Source organism: Staphylococcus sp. FSL H8-0121 (assembly GCF_038008425.1).
Classification (GTDB): Bacteria; Bacillota; Bacilli; order Staphylococcales; family Staphylococcaceae; genus Staphylococcus; species Staphylococcus pasteuri.
The window spans coordinates 181,746-207,166 of the sequence record NZ_JBBOZB010000002.1 but is presented as its reverse complement, the minus strand read 5'-3'; the positions used below and the strand labels follow the sequence as shown (position 1 = coordinate 207,166).

Below are 25,421 nucleotides of genomic sequence, written 5' to 3'. Positions count from 1 at the left end.
ATTACATATTACAATAATTATATCATATAAGCGACAATAATGACATTTGTAGCTTATTTTAGAAATAAAAAGTGAAAAATATCTCAAAAAAATTTTAGAAAACGCTTACAAACGGAAAAAGTTTATGTTAATATATTATTTGTAACAGGGGGAGCGATTAACAAAGGGGTAGAGCTATATAACAGGTAGCTGATAATCGTTCGAGTTACACTAAAACATCTTCAATATTTATTACTTACTTTCCTTTCTATTTGTCGGCTAGCATAAGACTAGCCGATTTTTTTTATGTCAATAATGTTAATGTAGGACTAAAATTTTTAAGTACAATATATTATGACTATGTTAGAGTAGATTTTAATGAATTATAGTTTTTAAATAAAATTTGAACATACAATGATAAATAGAAAAAAATAAAGAGGTGTTATAGATGACTAATTATCAACTAAATGATATAGATCAAATGGTTACAGAATGGTTAGAAAATATAGACAATATTATCCCTAAATTAATTTTTGATATGCATACTGAAACAAAATTAAATCGATTTGATTTAGTGACGAATGTTGATCAGCAAATCCAAAATGAATTTCAACAATTTTTAAGTAACCACTTACCAGATCATCAATTATTTGCTGAAGAAAAGAGCAATGAAGGGATTGATCCTAGGCAAGGCCATGTATGGATTATGGATCCTATAGATGGTACAGCGAATTTAGTTAAACAGCAAGAAGATTATTGTATAATTCTAGGTTATTTCGTAGATGGAGAACCTAAAATATCATATATCTATGATTATCCACATGGACATTTATATAAAGCGATTGAAAATAAAGGTGCATATGATAATAACCAAATATTATTAGCCCCGCCAATCATAGATATAAAAGATGCCATTCTATCATTTAATACACAAGTGTTGAATGATGAAACAATGCATGAATTATATGAGGCATCCTTTGGACATAGAATTATAGGATCATGTGGTTTAGATTCATTAAGAGTGATTAAAGGTCAATTTGGTGCACATATCAATACTAATCCTAAACCTTGGGATATCGCAGCTCAATTCTTATTTGCAAAAGAACTTGGTTTAAAAATGAGTTCATTGGATGGCAAACAAATAGACTTATCAACTGCAGCGCCATTTATTATAAGTAATGAAGGATGTTATAAAGAAGTCCTTGAAATTTTAAATAGTGGTTCTGGATACGGAAAGTAATATTATAAATATATTGCCTCATCACTATATGATGTCCATATTTGACACTTAGATTATTCTTTTAAATTAATTTTTGTATAATAAGACTTTAGAAGTATAGTAAAATTAATTTTCTATTATATAATAATTAAGGTATGTAGTATGTGACACAGTTAAGGAAAAGGAGTGATGGGTGTGCGCAGATCAGAAAAAAATAAAATGAGTCTACCCGCAAAAATTTTAGTTTGGTTTATCGGAATATTATTTATTTTAGCCTTAGTAGCAGTGATTTATGTCGTTGCTAAAATTTTTATCACTGGCGATAAAATACATAATCCTTTAGATAGAGACCATTCTCACTTGAGAGATGGAAAGGTTAATTTAAAAAATGGTGATCCATTTACAATTGCACTATTTGGTGTAGATTCAGATGCTGAACGTAATGCACAGGGTGGCGGCTCTCGTAGTGATACGATTATGATATTATCAATTAACCCAGAAAAGAAAAAAACTGAAATAGTTAGTGTTCCTAGAGATACACAAGCTAAAATTGTAGGAAAGGGTACAACAGAGAAAATAGCGCACGCTTATGCTTATGGTGGGCCTAGTATGTCTATCAATTCATTAGAAAAATTAATGAATGTACCTATTGATCATTATGCAACCATTGATATGGACGGATTACACGATATGATTGATACACTTGGCGGTATAGATGTTGTCAGCAATGATACTTTTACAACTAATGGCGTTCATTTTGAAAAAGGAAAGAAAACACACGTAAATGGAAAAGAAGCAATGAGCTTTATTCGAAGTCGTAAAGAAGAAGGTGCTGGTGGTGACTTCGGACGTCAAGAACGTCAGCAACTGATATTAGAAGCTATGGCAAATAAAATGACTAGCGCATCTTCTATTGCACACTTCCCATCTTTAATGAATGAAATCCAAAAAAATGTGAAGACAGATTTATCATTAGGTGAACTGAATACTATTAGAAGTAAATATAAAGATGCAAATGATACAGTTAATCGTCATCAACTAGATGGACAAGGTGGCATACAAGACGATGGATTATATTACTTTGTGCCAAGCGATAGCTCTCTTCAAGAAAATGCTAATTTATTAAAAGAAAATCTAAATATGTAATAAAAATTCATAATTTCAATTAATAAAGAACAATGGTGTTAATAGTTAATACCATTGTTCTTTTTTTGCAATTCTCAAAAGCTTTAATTTTATATTAAAATGTAAAAAGTCCTTAACATTGTATGTTTTAAGTTATACAATTAATATGATTCTATCTATTCATATATGTGGGACATGTAGTTGGATAAGAATAAAAGAAAATGACGTTAGCAATTACGGAAAAATATATAATGGGGTGAAAGTATGAAAGAACATTTAATCGTTACCCTTGACGGAACAGATTATTTAGTTGAACCAGGTACCAATTTATTAGAATTCATACGTTCAAGAGATACATTTGTACCAGCGATTTGTTATAACGAATCAATGGGACCAATTCAAACTTGTGATACTTGTACAGTAGAAATAGATGGCAAAATTGAAAGAGCATGTGGAACATCAATTGATAGACCAATGACAGTTAATACAACAACAGACCATGTTCAAGCTTCTCAAAAAGAAGCGTTAGATCGTATTTTAGAAAAACATATGCTGTATTGTACAGTTTGTGACTATAACAACGGTGATTGTGAAATTCATAATACGATGGATGAGTGGGGGCTCCAACATCAAACTTATGAATATAAAGAAAAGCCATATGAAAAAGATTATGGTCCATTTTATCGTTACGATCCGAACCAATGTATTTTATGTGGACGCTGTGTAGAGGCATGCCAAGATATAGAAGTTAATGAAACAATTAGTATTGATTGGGATAGAGAACACCCAAGAGTAATTTGGGATAATGATGTTCCTATTAATGAATCTTCATGTGTATCTTGTGGTCAATGTGCAACAGTGTGTCCATGTAATGCAATGATGGAAGTCAATATGGAAGGTAATGCTGGTTATATGACTGATACAGAGCCAGGTTCATTAGCTGCTATGATTGATTTAACTAAAAAGGCTGAGCCAGGATATGGACCATTATTTGCCATTTCAGATTCTGAAGCAGAAATGCGTAAAGAACGTATCAATAAGACTAAAACAGTATGTACATATTGTGGTGTTGGATGTTCATTTGAAGTATGGACTAAAGATAGAGAAGTATTAAAAGTACAACCTTCACACGATTCACCAGCAAATAAAATTGCATCATGTGTTAAAGGTAAATTCTCATGGGGCCATATTAATTCAGATCAACGTTTGACTAAACCTTTAGTACGTAAAGATGGACAATTCCATGAAGTAGAGTGGGATGAAGCGTTAAATGTAATCGCTGATAACTTTACTAAAATTAAAGAAAAATATAATGCAGACCATTTAGCATTTATTTCTTCGTCTAAGGCAACTAATGAAGAATCTTATTTAATGCAAAAATTATCACGACAAGTTATTGGTACAAACAATGTTGATAATTGCTCAAGATATTGCCAAGCACCAGCAACAAAAGGGTTATTTAGAACTGTTGGACACGGCGGAGATTCTGGTAGTATTGAAGATTTAGAAAAAGCAGCTATGACTGTACTTATTGGTACAAATACTGCAGAGGCACATCCAGTTATCGCGTCACGTATGAAACGTGCACAAAAACTATTTGGCCAAAAATCTCATGTGTTTGATATTAGAAAACATGAAATGGCTGAACGTGCTGATGAATTCTATCAACCTAAACCAGGAACTGACTTAGTTTGGTTAAGTGCAGTAACAAAATATATCATCGACCATGATTTACATGACAAAGACTTTTTAGATGAATGGGTAGATGATTTTGATAAGTATTATGAATCATTATCAACATTCACTATGGAATTTGCAGAAGAAACAACTGGTATTCCAAAAGAACGTTTAATTAAATTTGCTAATGAAGTAGCCAAAGCTGAATCAGTATCTATTTGTTGGGCAATGGGTATTACGCAACAAGATATCGGTAGTGATTCAAGTACTGCTATTTCTAATTTATTATTAGTTACAGGAAACTATCGTAAACCAGGTACAGGTGCTTATCCATTACGTGGACATAATAATGTTCAAGGTTGTAGTGATATGGGTAGTATGCCAGACAAAATTACAGGTTATCAAAGTGTTGAAGCGGATGATGTTCGTGCTAAATTCGAAAGAGAATATGGCGTAGAATTAAATAAAAAACCAGGTCGTGATAACCACCAAATGATTGAAGGTATTCATAATGGTGAAATCAATTCACTATATTTATACGGTGAAGATACTGGTATCGTTGATTCAAATATCAATTTCGTTCAAGCAGCTTTCGAAAAATTAGACTTTATGGTAGTTCAAGATGAATTTTTAACATATACAGCGACATATGCTGATGTTGTACTACCTGCAAGCCCATCATTAGAAAAAGATGGTACATTCACAAATACAGAACGTCGTATCCAACGTTTATATAAAGCTTTAGAACCTAAAGGCGATTCTAAACCTGACTGGGAAATTTTCCAACTTATTGCTAATCGCTTAGGTTTTAATTGGAATTATCAACATCCTAGCGAAATTATGGATGAAATTGCGCGTTTAACACCTTTATATTCAGGTGTAAGTTATGAGCGTTTAGAAGGGTTCAATAGTTTACAATGGCCAGTTCATGAAGATGGCACAGATGAACCATTACTTTATTTAGAAGGATTTAATTTTGATAATGGTAAAGCTAAACTTTATCCATTAACGTTTGATAATTACTTTAAAGAAGATGAAGTTTATGACCTTCACGTTAATAACGGTCGATTATTAGAACATTTCCATGAAGGAAATATGACGTATCAAACTGAAATGATTAAATATAAAATGCCTAACGCATTTGTTGAAATCTCACCAGAACTTGCTAAAGATCGAGGTATTCATGAAGGCGCAGAATTAAAATTCATTTCTGAATCAGGTGAAGCTACTTTATTAGCACATATTACTGATAGAGTGAGCGGCAAACAAATTTATATTCCATTAAATAATGACGCCCTTGAAAATGGTGCTATGGGTGCGATCAATGCACTTACGAATAGTGATGTGGATCCTGAAACAGATACACCATCATATAAACGAACTAGCGCTCGCATGGAAGTGATTTCTAAACGTGGTAAGTCACCATTGAATCCAACTAACTTCCGTGTAGATAAACAACGTAATCCACAATACAGTGTTAGAGTTGATAAAAAATGGGATCGTGAGGACTATGTTTTCCCGGGAAATCAGGTGAATGACTAATGGCAGAAAGAATAACTGAAATCAAACGTATGCAAAAGTCACCCGAACAAGTTAAAGCAGAAAGTCTTAACGAAGTATTGGATGCTATATCTGAAAACAAAGACAGTATCTTAAAAGCCATACGATTAGTTAAAGTATTAGATGAAGCGAAAATATTAGATGCATTAAATGGTGGTATTAAAGGTAGACAAGTAATTATTAATAAATTTGCTGTTGAACTTAATAAAGACATTTATACAGGATTACTTTCAAATATGGCATCATTAGTATTCTTATTAGGAGACTTAAATGTTAAAGATTTAAGTGAAATGCTTAATAAACTTAATAAAGGTATGCATGTTGCAAATCAAGCAAGCCCTAACTCTAAAACAACGATTAGAAGCTTAATGGGTGTATTAAAAGATGATGATATGAATCGTAGTCTTACATACATGCTAAACTTATTAAAAGGCATGTCTCGAGAAGACTAATTAACATTTGAGGTCAGAACATTTTATCTAGGATAAGCATATTCTCCTATGATGTTCTGATCTCTTTTCTTTATGTCGACAGAAATTTAAAAAATCATGTATCATGTATATTAAATATTATTTTAAAGAATAGAGGTGTCGTATGATAAATCCTAATATATTAAAAGCAATGGCAATTGTATCCAACGTGTTATTAGTGATAGGTATTATCTTTTTAATTATGTTGAAATTAGTGTTAGCCATTACTTTTTTTGCAGTGTCATTAGCTATTAGCTTAGTTATATTTAATGTACTCTTCAGAGATAAAACAGGAATGAAGATTGCTATTAATGTTTCTTTCTTTATAGTTGTCGTGGCAATTGTCGTTGCTTATTTCGTATTATCTAAATAGTTATAAATAGGAGCTTTGAATAAATGAAAAATATGAGTAAAGCCCGCTTGAGTACATTAGTTATCATTGTACTAATTATTATTTTTGGTATTTTGTATATTATTTTCGATACTAATTTATTTAACAATGATAAACGTGTTTCATTTAATGAAGCAGTATCAAGACAACAAAATAAAGGTGTTCTAAATACAAAAGAAGAAAATGGTGAATTTAAAAAGGCGAATGAATCTGATATTAAAAAAGCAATGTCAATTCACCGTGGTGATAATAAACTAAAATACATGGACATATCTGAAAAGGTTCCTATGTCGGAAGCGGAAGTAAATAAGATACTAAAAGGTAAAGGTATATTAGAAAAACAAGGAAAAAGCTTTTTAGATGCCCAAGATAAATACGAAGTAAATATTATTTATTTAATCAGTCATGCTATTATTGAAACAGGTAATGGACAATCAGATTTAGCTCATGGCATTAAAGATGGTAAACATCGTTATTATAACTTTTATGGTATAGGTGCTTTCGATGAAAATGCAGTGCATACTGGTAAAAGTTATGCTAAAAAGCAAGATTGGAATTCACCTAGAAAGGCTATTTTAGGTGGTGCAAAATTTGTTAGAAAGCAATATTTTGAAAATCAGCAAATTTCTTTGTATCAAATGAGATGGAATCCACAAGAACCCGGACAAAATCAATATGCTAGTGATATACATTGGGCAGATAATATTGCCAAGTTTATGAAAAAATATTACGAACAATTTGGTATAAAAAAAGATAAAGTTAGAAAAGATTTTTACTTATAGTCGGTTTCAAATACAAAAGATTAACGTTAGATAGGAAGTTACTATTCATCTGTAATGATGTAGTATACTTCCTTTTTTGTGAAATTTGAAATTTATGTTGTAAGGACCGAATTTTTTTAAAGTTTGAGATATGATAAAATATATTAGAATCACAATGATGAGGTGGAATCATATGAAAATCGCAATCGTCGGTGCAGGTATTGGTGGATTAACTGCTGCTGCACTATTACAAGAACAAGGTCATCAAGTTAAAGTATATGAAAAGAACGACGCTATTAGAGAAATAGGTGCTGGGATAGGTATTGGCGATAATGTGATTAAAAAATTACATAATCACGATTTAGCTAAAGGTATTAAAAATGCAGGTCAAAATTTAACAGCAATGAAAACATTTGATGAACAAAATAATCCATTAATGACTGCTTTTCTTAAACAAGATACACTTAATGTGACATTATCTCGTCAAAAACTAATTAATATTATTCAATCGTACGTTGAACCTGACAGTATTTACTTAAATCATAATGTAACTAAAATAGATAATAATAACTCAAAGGTGACGTTACATTTTATTAAACAGGAAAGTGAAGCATTTGATTTGTGTATTGGTGCAGATGGTATTCATTCCACTGTGAAAAATACTATAGATGAACAAAGTAAAGTACAATATCAAGGTTATACATGTTTTCGTGGTTTAGTGGATGATGTCCAATTAGAAGATCCATTTGTAGCAAAAGAATTTTGGGGTAGAAAAGGTCGAGTAGGTATTGTTCCTCTTGTAGGCAATCAAGCGTATTGGTTTATAACAATTAATACCAAAGAAAATGATCTTAAATACAAATCATTTGGTAAACCACATTTACAAGCGCGTTTTAACCATTACCCAAATGAAGTAAGACATATTCTAGATAAACAAAGTGAAACTGGTATTATATTAAACAATATTTATGATATGAAACCACTCAAATCCTTTGTAAAAGAACGTACTATTTTATTAGGTGACGCTGCACATGCTACAACTCCAAATATGGGACAAGGTGCAGGCCAAGCAATGGAAGACGCAATTGTATTAGCTAATTGTCTAAAAGAATATGATTTTACTAAAGCACTAGAACGTTATGATAAATTAAGAGTCAATCATACATCTAAAGTGATTAAAAAATCACGCAAAATCGGTAAAATAGCTCAATATCAAAATAGATTAATGGTTAAGGCTAGAAATACTGTTATGAAGATATTACCTAATAAAATTGCCTCTAATCAAACTAAATTTCTTTATAAATCTAAAGAAAAATAAAGAGTTACTTCAGAATTTTATTAGATTAGCAGTACTTGTGTCAGAGACATAAAGTTATTAAGAAAAGAGAAACAGCAATCAAGCTCTTTGATGAGCTTGATTGCTGTTTTTAATTACCATTATTTATTATTCACAATAAATTGAGGCGTTTCGCCATTAAGTTTTTTAATAGTGTCGTTAGCAACAATTTTAGCCATCATATCTCTTGCTTCAAATGTTGCATTACCAATATGAGGTGTTAGTACTACATTTTTTAATGTTTTTAATTCATCAGTGATTTGAGGCTCAAATTCATAAACGTCTAAAGCAGCGCCTTCAATTTCTTTATCTTTTAGTGCTTGTACTAATGATTGTTCGTTGACGATAGGACCACGTCCTGCATTTACTAAGTAAGCTGTTGATTTCATTTTCTTAAATTGCTCAGTATCAATTAAATGGTGTAAATCAGGATTGTATGCAGCATTTATAGTAATGAAGTCTGCATTTTCCAATAAAGTATCTAAGTCTACGTATTTAGCTCCGATATCTCTTTCTTTTTCTTCTTTACGGTGAGGCCCAGTGTATAACACGTCCATATCAAATGCACGGGCACGTTTTGCAACTGCACCACCAATTTCACCTAAACCTATAATACCAATAGTTTTTTCAGATACTTCTCGTCCTCTAAAGAATAAAGGTGCCCAACCATCAAATCCTTTAGTACGAGATAATTCATCACCTTCAACGATACGACGCGCAACACTTAAGATAAGACCAATTGTTAAATCAGCTGTTGCGTTAGTTGAAGCTTTCGGCGTATTTGTAACATCGATATTTTTTTCACGTGCATAGTCAATATCGACATTGTTGAAGCCAGCACCATAATTTGCAATGATTTTTAAGTTTTTACCACTATCAATAACTTCTTTATCAACGTTTGTTGATAGTAAACTTACTAATGCTGTTGCATCTTTAACACCATTTATCAATGCTTCTTTACTTATTAAACCTTCGTCATCATACATTTCTACTTCAAAATGCTTTTTCAAAAGTTCTAATCCAACTTCTGGAATTGCACCTGCGATAAATACCTTTTCCATCCTAATCACTCCTTTTATCAACAGTATATAAAAAGATACGAGTCTTAACAATTAATTCAACTATAAGAATAGGTCAAATTAACTTATTAATCGTAATCCGATTACAGCAGCTAATATCATAGCAATACAAATAATACGAAACACATTTTTAGATTCATTATAAAAAATCATACCTATAATAGTACCTCCCGCTGTACCAATGCCTGTCCAAATAGCATAAGCAGTACCCATAGGTATTTCAGTCATTGAAAGCTTCAATGTGCTAAAACTACAGACAAAAGCTATCCCAATTAAAATCATAAATATTTTATTTTTAGTTCGAGACCATTCATTCATAAATACAACGCCAGTAATTTCTAAACAACCAGCGATGATGAGATATATCCATGACATTATTGATGACCTCCTTCAACATCTTCATTCGTTGAAAGTTTTAAACCGACAATTCCTAATATTAATAATATAATTAGAAATAATTTAATAAATGTAAAAGGTTGATTGAAAAAGACCATATCAACAATAACTGTACCTGCAGCTCCTATACCAACAAAAAAAGCGTATACAGTACCTACAGGTAAGCTTTTAGTAGTATCAATCACAAGATAGAAGCTTAAAAATATAAAAATAAGTGTTACTAACCAACTAATAAATGAATCAGCGTTATTCAAACCAGTAACCCATATGATTTCTACTAATCCTGCTAAAATGACTTTTAACCATTTCAATATCGTATTCCTCCTAATAAAATAACAATAAATCTATTCTCTCAAAATCGGTGATAAGAGGCAAAATGTAAGTGTTATAACATAAAAAAACTTGTAAATGATTAATTAATCATTTACAAGTTTGTATTCATTATTCAAATTACTATCAATACTAGATATGGATATAGTTGTATGAACCAGCTTCACTTGCTGAGATTGTACGTGTACTAACAGAGAAAGGTCCACCATTATAGTTCATTTCTGAAACTGTAACTGATCCATCGCTGCTAACATTTTCAACATAAGCAACGTGACCGTAGCCGCCAGCTGATGATTGTAAAATTGATCCTGCTTTAGGTGTGTTGTTTACTGTATAACCAGCTTGTTGTGCTGCTGATGCCCAATTTCTAGCATCTCCCCAAGTTGAACCAATTTTTCCACCAACTTTGTCATATACGTACCAAGTACATTGACCAGCAGTATATAAATTACCAGATGAAGAGTTCTGTGTAGTAGTAGATGTTGTAGTAGTTGTAGTTGAAGTCTGTGTTGTATTATATGATTGATTATTTGGTTGATTAAATTCAGCAGCATCTGCATGATGAGATGTTGTACCGAAATATGCAGCGCCAATGCCTGCTGTTAATGTAGTAATAGTTGCAATTTTTTTCATGATAAATATCCTCCCGAATTTGTTTGGTATTAATATGTAAAGTGATATGGTGTAGCGATCCAAATATCATCTTCATTTACCAATTTAAGTTTTAATCGTTTTACGACAAGAGTAACTTTAACAGATATCAATGACTTTGTGTATGTTGTTACACTATCGTAATTAAATTAAAAAAACCATGACTCTTGTTGTAATAAACAAAAATCATGGTAATAAATATAGTTAACGCTTCCAAAGGCGTTGTTAATATATTTTTTTAATATAAGTAACATTTCTAAAAAACATATATTACAAGAGGTTGTAATAAACTATCCAGAAATTATTTGAAAAATCTTATGCTTAAAGGAATTAAATATTCTTTACCACCATAATATTTTACACATGCAATGATAGTAAAAATAAATGATAGTAAACATAGAACTAATAATGCAATTATGCCAACAATATAGAAGATGATGCCAATTATTGCGGCAGTATCATTATTCATACTTAAACCGATAATAAAAGGTATTAACATAATTACTGTAAGAATGATTGTCCAAATAGTATACGAAATAGCAAAATTAAAATAGTTCTTACCAGCTTTATCAACAAGTTTAGATTCTTTACGTTTAATAACCCAAATAATAATCGGTCCAATAATGCCACTAAATAAACTTAGTAGATATATTAGCATAGACATAAGACGTGAATCTTCATCGTTCGAATCAACCATTTGAGACGTTTGATCAGATATTTCATTATCTTGAAATTGTTCTGCCATAGGAATACCCCCGTTTTATATGTAAATTAAATTTATTACATATTTACTATATCAAATGTTTATAAATTAATAAATAAGTTTTTAGTTTATATAATAACATGTTTTGTCTTATCGTCTATCTACAGGTTTATTTATTTTAAAATAGGATATATAAAATTATTAGTTTCGTCATTAAGTATTCTGTAACCTAAGTTTATATATAAATTTAATATGTAAATGATGACTAAACTAAATAAATAGTTTAATCATATTGTATTAACAATTATAATGTAGAAATGTAAAATTATTAATGATTTACGAAGGTATAGAGTGGGACTAGGATAACTTTTTATAAAGCCATTTTAGTTCCACCTTTTTAATGAAATATAAATAAGAAAGAGGTTTTTATATGAAAATTGCAATTATTGGATCAGGTAATGGTGCAGTAACAGCTGCTTTAGATATGGTAGACAAAGGGCATGATGTTAAATTATATTGCCGAAATCAATCTATTGAAAAGTTCAATAAAGCATTTGAACGTGGTGGGTTTGATTTTAATAATGAAGGCGAAGAAAAATTTATAGAATTCACTAATATTAGTGATGATATTGAAGATGTAATGAAAGATGCAGAAATTATTCAAGTTATTATTCCTTCTTCATTTATAGAATATTATGCAAAAGTGATGTCTTATCATGTGACAAATAATCAATTAATATTCTTTAACATTGCAGCTTCTATGGCATCTATTCGTTTTATGAATGTATTAGAAGACAGACATATTGATGTTATGCCTAATTTTGCAGAAGCGAATACATTAACATATGGGACTCGTGTTGACTTTAATGAAGCACGCGTTGATTTATCTTTAAACGTACGTAGAGTTTATTTCTCAACATTTAACAGAGAAGAATTGAATGATAGTTATGATAAAGTATCAGAAATTTATCCAAACCTAGTTAAAGAAGAAAGTTTACTTAAAACTAATTTAGAAAATGGTAACCCCGAAGTTCATCCAGGACCAACTTTATTAAATGTAGGTCGTATAGATTATGCAGAAGAGTTCTCATTATATAAAGAAGGAATAACAAAACATACGGTACGTTTACTTCATGGCATTGAATTAGAACGTTTAAATTTAGGACGTAAATTAGGTTTTGAGTTAGAAACCGCTAAAGAATCAAGAATTCAAAGAGGGTATTTAGAACGTAAAGATGAAGACGAACCATTAAATAGATTATTTAATACCAGTCCAGTATTTTCTCAAATTCCAGGTCCTAATCATGTGGAAAATAGATATCTGACAGAGGATATTGCATATGGTCTAGTGCTATGGTCAAGTTTAGGCCGTGTCATAGATGTACCTACACCTAATATAGATGCAGTCATTGTCATTGCTTCTACTATATTAGAACGTGATTTCTTTGAAGATGGTTTAACTGTAGAAGAATTAGGATTAGATAAATTAGATTTAGAATAATTACATGTCAAAAATATTGAAAGGAAAGAGGTCTTGTTTCAAAAAGAAAAGTATAGATAAGGGGAAAATATATGAAAAGACAACCAACTTTTTTAGAATCGATATCTACTATTATAGTTATGGTAATAGTAGTAACTACTGGTTTTGTAATATTTAACATACCTATTCAAGTATTGTTATTGATCTCTTCTGCATATGCAGCTTGTATTGCATACCGTGTAGGCTTACGATGGGAAGATTTGGAAGAAGGAATTTCTAAGCGTTTAAATACAGCAATGCCAGCTATATTTATCATTTTAGCAGTAGGTATTATAGTTGGTAGCTGGATGTTTTCAGGTACAGTTCCGGCACTCATTTATTATGGTCTTAATTTCTTAAATCCGAGTTATTATTTAGTATCAGCTTTTATAATTAGTGCAATTACTTCAGTAGCAACAGGGACTGCTTGGGGATCTGCATCCACTGCAGGGATTGCTTTAATATCAATAGGAAATCAATTAGGCATTGATAGTGGTATGGCTGCCGGTGCAATTATTGCTGGAGCTGTTTTTGGTGATAAAATGTCGCCACTTTCTGATACTACCAATTTAGCAGCTTTAGTTACAAAGGTGAATATCTTTGCACATATCAAATCGATGATGTGGACAACAATTCCTGCATCAATCATAGGTTTAATTGTTTGGTTTTTTGCTGGATTACGCTACCATAGTCAAACTAATCCTAAACAAATTGAACAATTACTACATGAACTTGCAAAGATATATCATATCAATGTATTTGTATGGATTCCTTTAATTGTTATAATCATTTGTTTACTATGTAAAATATCTACAGTACCTGCGATGTTAATATCAAGTTTAAGTGCATTATTAGTCGGTACATTTAATAATCATTTCAATATTGTTGATGGATTTAAAGCGACATTTAATGGCTTTAGCCATACAATGACGAATCATAGCCATGTGTCGAATAATGTTAAAGCACTTATTGAGCAAGGCGGTATGATGAGTATGACCGAAATTATAGTTACGATATTTTGCGGTTATGCATTTGCGGGGATAGTAGAAAGAACAGGTTGTTTAGACGTATTGTTAAAAACTGTCTCTAAGGGTGTTAATTCAGTAGGGACACTGATTTTAATAACAGTTGTATGTTGTCTTATGTTAGTTTTTGCGGCAGGTGTAGCTTCTATCGTCATCATTATGGTTGGCGTTTTAATGAAAGAAATGTTTGAAGAAAGACAATTATCACAAACTGTGTTATCAAGAACGTTAGAAGATTCAAGTACAATGGTGTTACCTTTAATTCCTTGGGGTACTTCAGGTATATACTATGCACAACAATTAAATGTAAATGTTAATGACTTCTTTATTTGGACAGTTCCTTGTTACATTTGCGCAATTATAGCAGTGATATATGGCTTTACAGGAATAGGAATTAAAAAAATTAATAAAAATGAAGTTTAAATTAATAAATAAGTGGAAAGTAATAAATACGTTAAAACAATTACATAGGTATAAATTGTAGCGATTATATCTTCATTATGTTTTAACTATGATAAATATCCTTCTAATTAGAGTAGGGGTTAAGTTTTGTAGCGGAATTTAACCGTGAAATATTAGACTAAACGAATTCTTTTAAACAACATATTAATAAATTGCCAATTATTATGAGAAAGACTAATCAAGAAATTTATTTGAATTTGTTTATAATCAAAGAACCAGGTGAGATATATTGATATTACCTGGTTCGTTTGGTTATTGACTATGTCGAATGATAAGTTACGACATTTTTGATGAGTAAATAATAGTTGCACTAATATAATATAAGAAGACCGAGCTATGAAATCACTAGAAAGTGACTTATAGTTCGGTCTCTTTTTATTAATATTTAAAATTGATTAGTGAATGTAGTTATATGAAGCGGCTTGGCTAGCTGAGATTGTACGTGAAGTAACAACACCAGCACCATGACCATAATTCATTTCAGATACACGTACTGAACCATTACTATTTACACTTTCAACATATGCAACGTGACCATATCCACCTTGAGTTGTTTGTAAAATAGAACCAGCAGCTGGTTTATTATTTACTGTATAACCTGCAGCTGCAGCAGCATTTGCCCAGTTATTAGCATTGCCCCAAGTTGATCCAACTTTACCACCTACGCGATCATATACGTAATAAGTACATTGACCAGCAGTATATAAGTTACCACCATTTGAAGATGCTTGAGATAATGATACACCGTTTGATGATGGTGCAGTAGTAGTAGTTACATGTACATTGCTGCTTGAAGTTGAGTAACTAGCACCAAGACCACCTGTACGTTGGTTGTTTTGATTATAAGCTTGTGTATTATAGCCGTAATCATAACTATTTTTGTAGCTATTGTAATTATTGTTATAACTATTGTAATTATTATTGTTGTAATTGTAAGCTTGAGTATTGTAACCATAATCGTAGCTATTATTTTGGTTTACTTGATTTGGACTCCAGTTACCTTTCCAAGTGTAGTGGTAGTTACCTTGTTGATCGATTGTGTATGAGTAACTATATGAACTTGGGTCATTTGGGTTGTAGCCCCCGTTATTATTTTCTGCTGCTTGAGCATCATGACTTGCAAAAGCGAAAGTAGCGATTCCTGCAGTTGCGATTGTAGCTGTAGCGATTTTTTTCATTTGATAAATATCCTCCTAAAATATGTTTAAAAAGTTTAAATAGCATTAATGCTATAGTTTATGTAAGTTTTATTTCGTTTGTTAACGACAAGACATACTTTACCAAAAAAAAGTGAATTTGTGTGCCTTGTTATTGATTTGTAATTTTATGCTAATATTGTTACACAATTTAAAATTAATATAATAGTACATGAAAGGCACATAAATATGGTGGTTAAGCTATTTATCAAATATATTAAAAAAGTTACAAAATGATGTGTTACATATCTGTAAATTTACAGAAAATTTAAATTGAATATAGATGAAAAGTATAAACAAAATTTTTAAGTGTGAGACAACCTCTTTTAATCATACGTTGACTAACGTGCATATTTTAGAATCAAAGTAAGATGAATGAGCAGTGATAAAATATTAAGAAATATGGATAAAGTAACATATAGTTCAAAACATGCTATTTAAATATAATTAAAAATTGATATAATATTAAAATAAATTGCTACTATAAATTTTTGAATCATTATACAATTAAGTAAGAAGATAGATGTTATCTAATTTAAAGATTTAAAAGAAATGGGGACAAAATAAAGATTAGAAATATGTCTATATGCAACGTGAGGAATTTAAATGATAGAAAATTATTCAATTCGTGTTTTCAAGAATTTAATTATTAATAATAGTAAAGAGACAAATGTTAAACTTGTTTATTGGTTGAAAGGGAATGGAGATATATTAATCAACTTAAAAAGATATAAAATGCAAACCGGTAGCATTGCACTTATTATGATTAATGATTTGTATCAAATTAATAGTGAAGAACAAGCTATAACTAGTCTAATAGAAATTTCGGCAAAGGATTTTATGAGATTTATGACTACTGGGACGAGTTTATTAGGTGGAGAAATTAATTCAGAAAATCATACAAGAATATCTTGGTTATTAAAGAAACTAATTGAATTAAGATGTATCAATCAAACTCAATACATGACGATAGATAAAGTTATTAAATACTTGTGTATCGAACTATGTTCAGTTGATTCAAATATTAATGATAATGAAAAATTATCTTTTATTGCTGAACCAGTTCATGAATACTTAGTTAAGAATCATTCACAAAAAATTATTAAAAGTGATCTCATGTCTGCTACAAAAATACCTAGCCAATTATTAACAGAAATGTTTCGTCATACGCCATTCAATAGTTTTAATCAATATTTAAATCATATTAGACTTAGATTTTGTTTATTAGATATTATTTCAACGAATCTTCCTATTGAAGATATAGCTGGTAAGCATGGGTTTAATCACTATTCTCGATTTATACAACTTTTTAAAGAAGCTTATGGACAAACTCCTAAATTAATTAGAAAGAAATACATAGGAACATCTATCTCAAATAATGAAACTGAAGAAATTAAATTGGACGAAAATGTGTTTAAACTTATACGTAATATAGAGAAAGGTTCTAATAACACATCTATACAATGTGATATTCAATTTTCTGCGCAAGACAAACAGAATTGTATTTTTCCATATCAACTTTATATAGAAATGAATAAATTAATGACGTTGAGTCATTTTGATTTATTAAAATTAAAAAATAAATTGAATTATAGAAGTAATGAGATACATCTCATTATTGACGTTGATTTTGACTTAATTATGCAAAATATAAAAATATTTGAAGATAACATAACTCAATTGTTGACATTAATGGACGATCTACATATGACGCCTGTTTATAAAATCAAAACTAAACAATCTAAGTATTTTACAGCGCAAGAAAGAATAGCATTACAACAATTTATGAATACGTTGTTTCAAGTATCAAGACGCTTTAGAAATGAAAATATTGAATTTTTAATGCATGAATTAAGTTTATTTGAAATAAAAGAACTTAAGCAAATTTTAAATTCATATTTTGATAATCACATTTTGCTATGGAGACCTAATGAAGAACAATTAGCAATAGTTGAACAAGTTGAAACATTCGTTGACTATATTATTCTTCCAATAAATCAGACAGATAAAATCAAATTAGCGCAACCAAATAAGTTAATGATAAGTAATTTATTTACAAATACAACAAAAGAACTTATTGATATAGTTGATTTAAAAAATTTGAAAAATATATTTAAACATCTATGTAATATGAGATCTATTCATTTATATTGGCAACATTTAGATTTGAAAGAAAAACAGTCATCTCAAATTTCATTGTCAGATTCCATTTTATTTATGCTAAATATTTTTAATCAACTACGAGGGGATATAGTTTATCTAGATACACAATTATTAGTTACTAATTATAAAAATGAATATCAATGTATTGCACTATTTGATTTACCTATTTCCAAAAATCCAAATGTTGAGCAAGTTCAATTAAATTTCTCAAGTATTAATAAAATCACTCATGCTGAAATTAACATGATTAATTATCAAACATTTATGAAACCAATGAAAAACGATAATGAATCAATTGTAAGTGAAATGAAAATAGAGAACCTTTATTGGATTGGCGAAATGACTAAAAAAGACATAGAAGAAAGCTTAATTCGATTACCAAGTATGACAATAGCACATATTAAAATATTGATTTAGTTAATTATGCATGACTGATTAGTAGAGAGGAAGATATGTCATGTCATATGTGAAAATGAACTGTTTTGTAGCACACTATATGTTAGTTAAATTAGCTAATGATTATTTAAAATATTCATACCATTTAACTATAAATCATGTTAAATTACTCTACTTTATATTATATTTATATGATGAAAATAAGCATATAGATATTAGCCAACTCGAAATGTATAATAAGCGATCGAAATTTTCAATTTTAAAAATGTTGCAATATTTGTATCAAAACAATTGGATATCAAAAGAACGTGATGACAAAGATCAACGAAAATTGGTTATTACTATGTCAGAACAACAGAAGAATAAAATTCATTTATTATTTAATGAAATTGATGAGATGCTAGAATCTCGAAAGATAGTTATAAATCAGAGAGTAAGTAACCACATTTTATATTTTATTAAATGTGGTGAGGTACTTGATGATATGGATGAACAATTAATGATTAATAATCTCTCTTTGGAAGAGGTGTATTTGTTAGCAATATTACTTAATAATGATAATAAAATGACAGTTAAGTATATGAGATATAAAACTCAAGTAGGTATAGTTTCTTTAAGTTCTATAATAAAAAAGTTAAATCAAAAAGGCTATATAATCAAAGAACGTAGTTTAGAAGATGAAAGAACGATTATATTAAAATTGAACGATTGTAAAGCATCCTTAATACTTTCTATTATTGAATCATGTTACAATACTTTAAAACAAGGAATGAAGAACTTGTAAATTAGTAAGTGATAGAAGGAGTTAACATATGATTTTAGATAATGTAAATCCCAATGATTTATTTCCAACAGAGAAAAAAGGGCCTTCTGTATTAGGCATTATGGATTACGAAGTTAGAGGACAGTCACAATTTGAAGGTGCATTTATAGCTACTTCAGAAAGAATTATAATGAATGTAGATATGAATGGACAATTTTATTATAGAAGTATTGGGTATGATGAAGTTAATGATATACAATATGATGGTAAAACAATCACTTTTGATTTTAATATTGGTAAAATTCCAATGCATGATTTTAAATCTAAAGATGTACAAAGTTTTGTTGATTTTGTTAAAGAAAAATTATAATCAAAGTAATTTAGAGTTTCAAAATCAGCTGAATTAAAATTATTAATATAGCGATAAACCGTGAATAAATTAATTCTTAATTTTTTCTGGCTTATCGCTTTTTTTATTTTAAAAGTTTAAACATGTGGAATTACTTCTAAAAAGTCAATTAATCAGATAGTTATTATAAAATAATTAAAATATAACCAATAATTAAAAGTATTAAAATTTTGATATGCATATTTTAATAACCTTGAATAAAGTTAAATAAATGTTTGTGAAAAGTAATAAATATATAAATGCAAATTCGAGTAATAAAATTATTGAATTTTTATACTTGTTTGTTTAAAATGAACTTTGTAACATGGGTGGAGTTCAATTCAGTTAGATGAAATTATGTGAGCCTTGCTACAACAAGATGTGCATCAGAGGAGTGGTTTTTAAAATGGCAAAAATAAAAAATATTAATGATTTAATAGAAGCTACATTTCAAGTGAAAAAGTTCTTTAGAGACACTAAAAAGAAATATAATTTGAATTATGAGGAAATTTATATTTTGAATTATATCTTAAAAAGTGGTTCTACTGAGATTTCTTCTAAAGAAATTGCGACATGTTCTGAATTTAAACCATATTACTTAACAAAAGCATTACAAAAATTAAAAGAGTTAGATTTATTATCGAAAAAAAGAAGTGTTCATGATGAACGTACAGTTATAGTATATGTAACTAAAGAACAAAAAGATAAAATTAAAAAGCTCATTGATGAATTAGAACAATATATCTAAGTAACTCGTTTTATTATATTGTATTTCTTATATTAAGGGTTCAAATTCAGGTGATTGATGTAATGGAAAAGTAGGTTTTGGAATTGAGAAGTGGAATGGAGTATATAAATTTATATGATATGCTCCATTTAATAGGGTAGCTAGGAAATGATAGATGTTGATCAGTAAGAAAGTTTATTAAATAGAAAAGAGATTTATTTAATGGTTAGTGAATGTGTTTTTATTGTTAATACGATAAAGAGTATCCATTGATCACAAATTGAATAGCATCTAAACTACATAATATAGCTTCATCCTTATTTTTTAGCTTGAAAAAGGCATGGTTACATTTGTAACCATGCCATTTAATTTAATATTTTCTTAAAAAGTTAATTTCTCTATCATACAGTTCATTAGCAATATAAGATTGGGCTTTTTCAAGTATGGATTCTATATACTGCGTACGGTTAGACAAAATTCTAATTGAAAGTCCATGAGTAGGTAATTGCGTTATACCTAATCGACAGTTTAATTCTTTCTCAAAGTGTTTAATTTGATTATAAATTTCATCAATGAATTTTTGATTTACACTAGGATGAATAAAATATGCTGAGCCTAAGTGTGTATAATTTTCCATGTAACCTAAAGAATCAATTGAATTTTTTTCAGGATTTAACATAAGATTGTCGTATGTTACGAGTTCATTATTGATATAAATTTCATTAACTAAATGCATATATTTATATGAAAAGTTTTTATCATCTGATGAGTAACCAGGTGTGAGAATATCGGTATAAAACATCGCACTTGTTTCATCTAAATCAAAACGATTGTGTTGATAAAATTTAGCATTTTCATAAGCAATGATTGGATCAGCTACGTATTCCATATAAGCATTAGGTTTTAATTGGAAAGTTTGATATTGTTCAACATGATCTTTTAAAGTTTTATAAATTTTTGTAGCACCTTGAGACGTTAGTGTGACACTAGCATTATCTTCAATATTGAAATTCATAGAATAACGGTCACCATCAAGGTAACCACCACCTACATTAACAATGTAGAAAGTAGGGGTAGTTGACCCGTTTAGGTAAACAGGACGTATGACTTTTAATGCTTTTTCAAAAAAGATGTCACGTGCTACAGAACGTTTACCATTGTTAAAAACCGTTAAATCAAGTTGACCTGTCCAAGATTGTTGAGACATTATGATAATCCTTTTAGTAACGTATCTCGTTCAATCCACTCAATAACTTCATCTAGGCCTTCATCTGTTTTTAAGTTTGTAAATGCGAATGGTCTGTCACCACGAAATACTTTTGTATCTTCAGCCATTTGGTCTAAAGAAGCGCCAACGTGAGGTGCTAAGTCTGTCTTATTGATGATAAAGAAATCAGATTTAATCATACCTTGTCCACCTTTACGTGGAATTTTTTCACCTTGGGCAACGTCGATAATATAAATTGAAAAGTCAACAAGTTCAGGACTAAATGTTGCAGCTAAATTATCGCCACCAGATTCAATGAAAATAAGTTCGATGTCATCATTTCTTTCTAACAATTCATCAATAGCAGCAAAGTTCATAGAAGCATCTTCACGAATTGCTGTATGCGGACAACCACCAGTTTCAACACCGATAATTCTATCTTCTGGTAAGACACCTGTATTGACTAAGATTTTTTCGTCTTCTTTTGTATATATATCGTTTGTTATAACGCCAATGCTCATATCTTTAGCTAGACGTCTAACAACTTTTTCTATTAATTGAGTTTTACCTGCACCAACAGGTCCACCAATTCCAATTTTAATTGGTTCAGTCATATATTTGACCTCCTATGAAATAAATATTCTTACATTTACATTTTCGTGTTCCATTTGATTTAATTCTAATCCAGGCGCAGTCATACCAAAGTCACTTTCATCAAGAGATAAAACATGATTTCGTGTTTCTTCTATATAAGGAATCATTTGAGTTACAACTTTTTGACCGGCAGTTTGACCTAAGGGAATAGCTCTTACTGCATTTTGCGTGAGACTAGATACATTTTGATAGAGATAATAATCAATAATTGTACTAATATCAACGCCTAAATAATGACCAAGCATAGTAAAACAAATTGCTGGATGTAGCTTAGCTTTTTTATTTTTCATTTGTTCATGATACCAATGAATCCATTCACTATCGTATAATTCCATAGCTAATTTCACCATTCTTGTGCCCATTTGTTTAGCTCCGACACGAGTTTCTTTAGGTAAACTTTGAACAAAGATAAGTCGATCCATACGTAAGATTTTATCAACATCATTATTGTCTAAGGCTTCGTATACAATTTTCATTGCTAAACCATCAGAATAAGTTAGCTGTTCATTTAAAAATAATTTTAACCATTGAACAAATGTTAAATCATCATGTACCGCTTCATGTTGAATATATGTTTCCAAGCCGAATGAATGACTAAATGCACCGGTTGGAAACTGTGAATCACAGAACTGAAATAAGCGTAAATTTTGATGATCAATCATGAGAATGTCCTATATGTCTAAACGCTTGGTTTACTTTTCTATCTTCATGACTATAAGGAATACCTAAAGATTTAAGTAAATCTTCAACGAGATAGTCATATTGTACTAACATCTCAGTTTCTGTGAACTGTGCAGGTAAATGACGATTACCAAGTTGATGGGCAATATCTCCCATTTCTTTTAATGTACGTGGTTTGATAACAAGTAAATCTTCAGAATTTACATCAACGATAATCATATTTGTATCATCTTTATATAAAATATCACCGTACTGTAAATCGATAGGTTGTTTCAAACGAATACCAATTTCATTACCATGATCCGTTTTTACGCGTTGGATACGTTTAACTAAGTCAGAATTTTCTAGATAAACTTTTTCTACATGTTTATTTTTTTCATCAGCTGATAAATTAGCAATATTGCCTTGAATTTCTTCTATAATCATTAACAATTTTCCTCCTAGAACAAGAAGTATCTTTGAGTTAATGGTAACTCAGTAGCAGCTTCACTTGTAATTTTTTCACCGTCAACAAATACTTCATATGTTTGTGGATCAACATCTAATTTAGGTGTTGCACTGTTATTTTTCATATCTGCTTTAGATAAATTACGAATGTTTTTAACAGGTCTAACCATACGTTGTAAGTTAAGTTGTCTATAAATACCATTTTCAAATGCAGTGTTAGAAACGAAAGTCATTGCTGTATGAGTGATATTACCACCATATTGACCATACATTTTACGATATTTCATAGGTTCTGAAGTTGGAATAGAGCCATTAGCATCACCGTTAACTGCTACATTGATTAAACCACCTTTAACTACAAGTTCAGGTTTAACGCCAAAGAACGCAGGATCCCATAATACAAGGTCAGCTAATTTACCTGATTCAATTGAGCCAACATATTCTGAAATACCATGTGTAATCGCAGGGTTAATAGTGTATTTAGCAATATAACGTTTAATACGATTGTTATCATTATATTCTGAGTCGCCTTCTAAAGCACCACGTTGTTCTTTCATACGATGTGCAGTTTGCCAAGTACGTGTAATCACTTCACCTACACGACCCATAGCTTGAGAGTCAGAACTAATCATACTGAATACACCCATATCTTGTAATACGTCTTCTGCAGCAATTGTTTCTTTACGAATACGAGAATCCGCGAATGCAATATCTTCAGGAATAGAAGCATTTAAATGGTGAGTAATCATTACCATGTCTAAATGTTCGTCTACAGTATTATGTGTATAAGGTAGAGTTGGGTTTGTAGATGAAGGTAAAATATTTGAATATGAAGCGGACTTAATTAAGTCAGGTGCGTGACCACCACCAGCACCCTCAGTATGGTACATGTGTAAAACACGGTTCTTAATTGCTTTCATAGTGTCTTCCATAAATCCAGCTTCATTCAATGTATCAGCATGTAAAGCGATTTGGACATCGAATTCATCTGCAACATCTAAAGCATGACTTAAAGCTGAAGGCGTTGCACCCCAGTCTTCGTGTACTTTTAAACCAATAACCCCAGCGTGAATTTGTTCAATAAGTGCTGTATGATTGACAGCTTGTCCTTTACCTGTGAAACCTACATTGATAGGTAATGCTTCAGCAGCTTCTAACATACGATGTATATGCCAAGGTCCAGGTGTAACGGTAGTTGCTTTTGCACCTTCAGATGCACCAGTTCCGCCACCAATATGAGTAGTGATACCACTTTCTAAAGCAACTTCAGCTTGTTCTGGGTTAATAAAGTGAACGTGTGTATCAATACCACCCGCTGTAACAATTTTACCTTCAGCAGAAATAATATCTGTTGTACTTCCGATGATTATATTGACGTTATCCATAATATCTGGATTACCCGCTTTACCGATTGCAAAAATATAGCCGTTTTTAATACCAATGTCACCTTTAACTACTTTGTCATAGTCAATAATGACTGCATTAGTTATAACTAAATCGGCTACATTTTTATCATCACGAGTCACGTTAGGATTTTGAGCCATACCATCACGGATAGATTTTCCGCCACCGAAAGTTGCTTCGTCACCATAATTGGCATAATCTTTTTCAACTTCTGCGAATAGGTTAGTGTCGCCTAATCTAATTGCATCTCCAACTGTTGGACCATATAAACTTGTATATTGTGATTGAGTCATTTTAAAGCTCATTATCTTTTACCACCTTTTTTATTGGTATTTTCATGACCTTCGTCATTATAAACACCAGCGTACTCGTCGTCTTCACCAGTAGGGCGATAAACACGGGAGCCATCAATTGGACCATTAACGAATCCACGGAAACCATAAATTCTACGGTTACCAGAATACTCTACTAGTTGCACGTGTTTTACATCGCCAGGTTCAAATCTGACAGCGGCACCAGCTGGAATATCTAAATGTTTACCATATGCTTTGTCTCTTTCAAATTCTAAACCTAAGTTAGCTTCAAAAAAGTGGAAATGTGAGCCAATTTGAATAGGACGATCTCCAACATTCTTAACTTCAATAACTGTTTCAGGTGAATTTGGATTAATTTCAATATCTGTTTTTTTTACTCTAATTTCTCCAGGAATCAT

25 protein-coding genes are annotated in these 25,421 nt (G+C 30.5%); 13 read left to right on the top strand and 12 right to left on the bottom strand.

The genetic code is table 11. The features are described from left to right. Positions 1–427: 427 nt before the first annotated feature. The 7 genes from LFT63_RS06525 to LFT63_RS06495 all read left to right on the top strand — a co-directional run bounded on the left by LFT63_RS06525 (position 428) and on the right by LFT63_RS06495 (position 8,500). Positions 428–1,219, top strand: a complete 792-nt coding sequence (locus LFT63_RS06525; protein WP_119622623.1) for an inositol monophosphatase family protein — start codon at positions 428–430, stop codon at positions 1,217–1,219. Between the two features lie 174 nt (positions 1,220–1,393). Next, positions 1,394–2,344 carry an LCP family glycopolymer transferase gene (locus LFT63_RS06520; RefSeq protein ID WP_340768384.1) on the top strand — a complete coding sequence of 317 codons (951 nt, stop codon included), beginning with the start codon at positions 1,394–1,396 and terminating at the stop codon, positions 2,342–2,344. Between the two features lie 243 nt (positions 2,345–2,587). Further along, a complete protein-coding gene (fdhF, locus tag LFT63_RS06515; RefSeq protein ID WP_326002981.1) occupies positions 2,588–5,542 on the top strand; it encodes a formate dehydrogenase subunit alpha in 2,955 nt (984 codons plus the stop codon). Continuing rightward, positions 5,542–6,012 (top strand): DUF1641 domain-containing protein, encoded by a 471-nt coding sequence (locus LFT63_RS06510; protein WP_017636452.1) that lies wholly within the window; start codon positions 5,542–5,544, stop codon positions 6,010–6,012. Before fdhF ends, LFT63_RS06510 begins: the two co-directional genes overlap by 1 nt. 142 nt (positions 6,013–6,154) lie before the next feature. Beyond that, positions 6,155–6,403, top strand: coding sequence for a hypothetical protein (locus tag LFT63_RS06505; protein ID WP_017636451.1), 249 nt, complete (start codon positions 6,155–6,157; stop codon positions 6,401–6,403). Between the two features lie 23 nt (positions 6,404–6,426). Further along, a complete protein-coding gene (locus tag LFT63_RS06500; protein ID WP_029055828.1) occupies positions 6,427–7,203 on the top strand; it encodes an N-acetylglucosaminidase in 777 nt (258 codons plus the stop codon). Between the two features lie 172 nt (positions 7,204–7,375). After that, positions 7,376–8,500: an FAD-dependent monooxygenase gene (locus LFT63_RS06495; protein ID WP_340768375.1), complete on the top strand. Its 1,125-nt coding sequence runs from the start codon at positions 7,376–7,378 to the stop codon at positions 8,498–8,500. A 119-nt stretch (positions 8,501–8,619) separates the two neighbouring features. On the opposite strand, the gene LFT63_RS06490 is transcribed toward LFT63_RS06495, so the two are convergent. The 5 genes from LFT63_RS06490 to LFT63_RS06470 form a co-directional block, all read right to left on the bottom strand. Continuing rightward, positions 8,620–9,579: a 2-hydroxyacid dehydrogenase family protein gene (locus tag LFT63_RS06490; protein ID WP_029055830.1), complete on the bottom strand. Its 960-nt coding sequence runs from the start codon at positions 9,577–9,579 to the stop codon at positions 8,620–8,622. A gap of 78 nt (positions 9,580–9,657) precedes the next feature. Beyond that, positions 9,658–9,972 carry a DMT family transporter gene (locus tag LFT63_RS06485; protein ID WP_029055831.1) on the bottom strand — a complete coding sequence of 105 codons (315 nt, stop codon included), beginning with the start codon at positions 9,970–9,972 and terminating at the stop codon, positions 9,658–9,660. After that, positions 9,972–10,304 (bottom strand): DMT family transporter, encoded by a 333-nt coding sequence (locus LFT63_RS06480; protein ID WP_029055832.1) that lies wholly within the window; start codon positions 10,302–10,304, stop codon positions 9,972–9,974. The genes LFT63_RS06485 and LFT63_RS06480 overlap by 1 nt, the downstream gene beginning before the upstream one ends. A 151-nt stretch (positions 10,305–10,455) precedes the next feature. Next, complete coding sequence (locus tag LFT63_RS06475) at positions 10,456–10,956, bottom strand: CHAP domain-containing protein (RefSeq protein ID WP_017636445.1); 501 nt, start codon at positions 10,954–10,956, stop codon at positions 10,456–10,458. A gap of 319 nt (positions 10,957–11,275) precedes the next feature. Further along, the gene (locus LFT63_RS06470) at positions 11,276–11,719 is read right to left on the bottom strand and encodes a DUF4870 domain-containing protein (RefSeq protein ID WP_029055833.1); all 444 of its coding nucleotides are present in this window, start codon (positions 11,717–11,719) and stop codon (positions 11,276–11,278) included. Between the two features lie 388 nt (positions 11,720–12,107). On the opposite strand from LFT63_RS06470, the gene LFT63_RS06465 reads away from it, so the two are divergent. Both LFT63_RS06465 and nhaC read left to right on the top strand, forming a co-directional pair. Further along, positions 12,108–13,178 (top strand): NAD/NADP-dependent octopine/nopaline dehydrogenase family protein, encoded by a 1,071-nt coding sequence (locus LFT63_RS06465; RefSeq protein ID WP_029055834.1) that lies wholly within the window; start codon positions 12,108–12,110, stop codon positions 13,176–13,178. 71 nt (positions 13,179–13,249) lie between these two features. Continuing rightward, the gene (gene nhaC / locus LFT63_RS06460; protein ID WP_029055835.1) at positions 13,250–14,644 is read left to right on the top strand and encodes a Na+/H+ antiporter NhaC; all 1,395 of its coding nucleotides are present in this window, start codon (positions 13,250–13,252) and stop codon (positions 14,642–14,644) included. Positions 14,645–15,078: 434 nt separating this feature from the next. Here the strand turns inward: nhaC and LFT63_RS06455 are convergent, their stop codons facing one another. Further along, positions 15,079–15,861, bottom strand: coding sequence for a CHAP domain-containing protein (locus LFT63_RS06455; RefSeq protein WP_017636248.1), 783 nt, complete (start codon positions 15,859–15,861; stop codon positions 15,079–15,081). A gap of 624 nt (positions 15,862–16,485) precedes the next feature. On the opposite strand from LFT63_RS06455, the gene LFT63_RS06450 reads away from it, so the two are divergent. The 4 genes from LFT63_RS06450 to LFT63_RS06435 all read left to right on the top strand — a co-directional run bounded on the left by LFT63_RS06450 (position 16,486) and on the right by LFT63_RS06435 (position 20,337). Further along, positions 16,486–18,459 carry a helix-turn-helix transcriptional regulator gene (locus tag LFT63_RS06450; RefSeq protein WP_340768367.1) on the top strand — a complete coding sequence of 658 codons (1,974 nt, stop codon included), beginning with the start codon at positions 16,486–16,488 and terminating at the stop codon, positions 18,457–18,459. Between the two features lie 40 nt (positions 18,460–18,499). Further along, on the top strand, positions 18,500–19,222 hold the full coding sequence (locus LFT63_RS06445) for a transcriptional regulator, SarA/Rot family (RefSeq protein WP_046467137.1): 723 nt from the start codon (positions 18,500–18,502) through the stop codon (positions 19,220–19,222). Between the two features lie 28 nt (positions 19,223–19,250). Beyond that, positions 19,251–19,571, top strand: a complete 321-nt coding sequence (locus tag LFT63_RS06440; protein ID WP_119623155.1) for a PH domain-containing protein — start codon at positions 19,251–19,253, stop codon at positions 19,569–19,571. Positions 19,572–19,995: 424 nt separating this feature from the next. Next, positions 19,996–20,337: a transcriptional regulator, SarA/Rot family gene (locus LFT63_RS06435; RefSeq protein WP_340768363.1), complete on the top strand. Its 342-nt coding sequence runs from the start codon at positions 19,996–19,998 to the stop codon at positions 20,335–20,337. A gap of 349 nt (positions 20,338–20,686) precedes the next feature. On the opposite strand, the gene LFT63_RS06430 is transcribed toward LFT63_RS06435, so the two are convergent. The 6 genes from LFT63_RS06430 to LFT63_RS06405 are packed head-to-tail and all read right to left on the bottom strand — an operon-like array spanning position 20,687 to position 25,421. Further along, positions 20,687–21,523, bottom strand: coding sequence for an urease accessory protein UreD (locus LFT63_RS06430; protein WP_017638565.1), 837 nt, complete (start codon positions 21,521–21,523; stop codon positions 20,687–20,689). Beyond that, positions 21,523–22,137, bottom strand: coding sequence for an urease accessory protein UreG (gene ureG / locus LFT63_RS06425; protein ID WP_017638564.1), 615 nt, complete (start codon positions 22,135–22,137; stop codon positions 21,523–21,525). Before ureG ends, LFT63_RS06430 begins: the two co-directional genes overlap by 1 nt. A 12-nt stretch (positions 22,138–22,149) precedes the next feature. Beyond that, positions 22,150–22,839 carry an urease accessory protein UreF gene (locus LFT63_RS06420; RefSeq protein ID WP_017638563.1) on the bottom strand — a complete coding sequence of 230 codons (690 nt, stop codon included), beginning with the start codon at positions 22,837–22,839 and terminating at the stop codon, positions 22,150–22,152. Then, a complete protein-coding gene (gene ureE, locus LFT63_RS06415) occupies positions 22,832–23,284 on the bottom strand; it encodes an urease accessory protein UreE (protein ID WP_017638562.1) in 453 nt (150 codons plus the stop codon). The genes LFT63_RS06420 and ureE overlap by 8 nt, the downstream gene beginning before the upstream one ends. Before the next feature lie 14 nt (positions 23,285–23,298). Beyond that, positions 23,299–25,014, bottom strand: a complete 1,716-nt coding sequence (gene ureC / locus LFT63_RS06410; protein WP_017638561.1) for an urease subunit alpha — start codon at positions 25,012–25,014, stop codon at positions 23,299–23,301. Beyond that, positions 25,014–25,421 (bottom strand): urease subunit beta, encoded by a 408-nt coding sequence (locus LFT63_RS06405; RefSeq protein ID WP_017638560.1) that lies wholly within the window; start codon positions 25,419–25,421, stop codon positions 25,014–25,016. Before LFT63_RS06405 ends, ureC begins: the two co-directional genes overlap by 1 nt.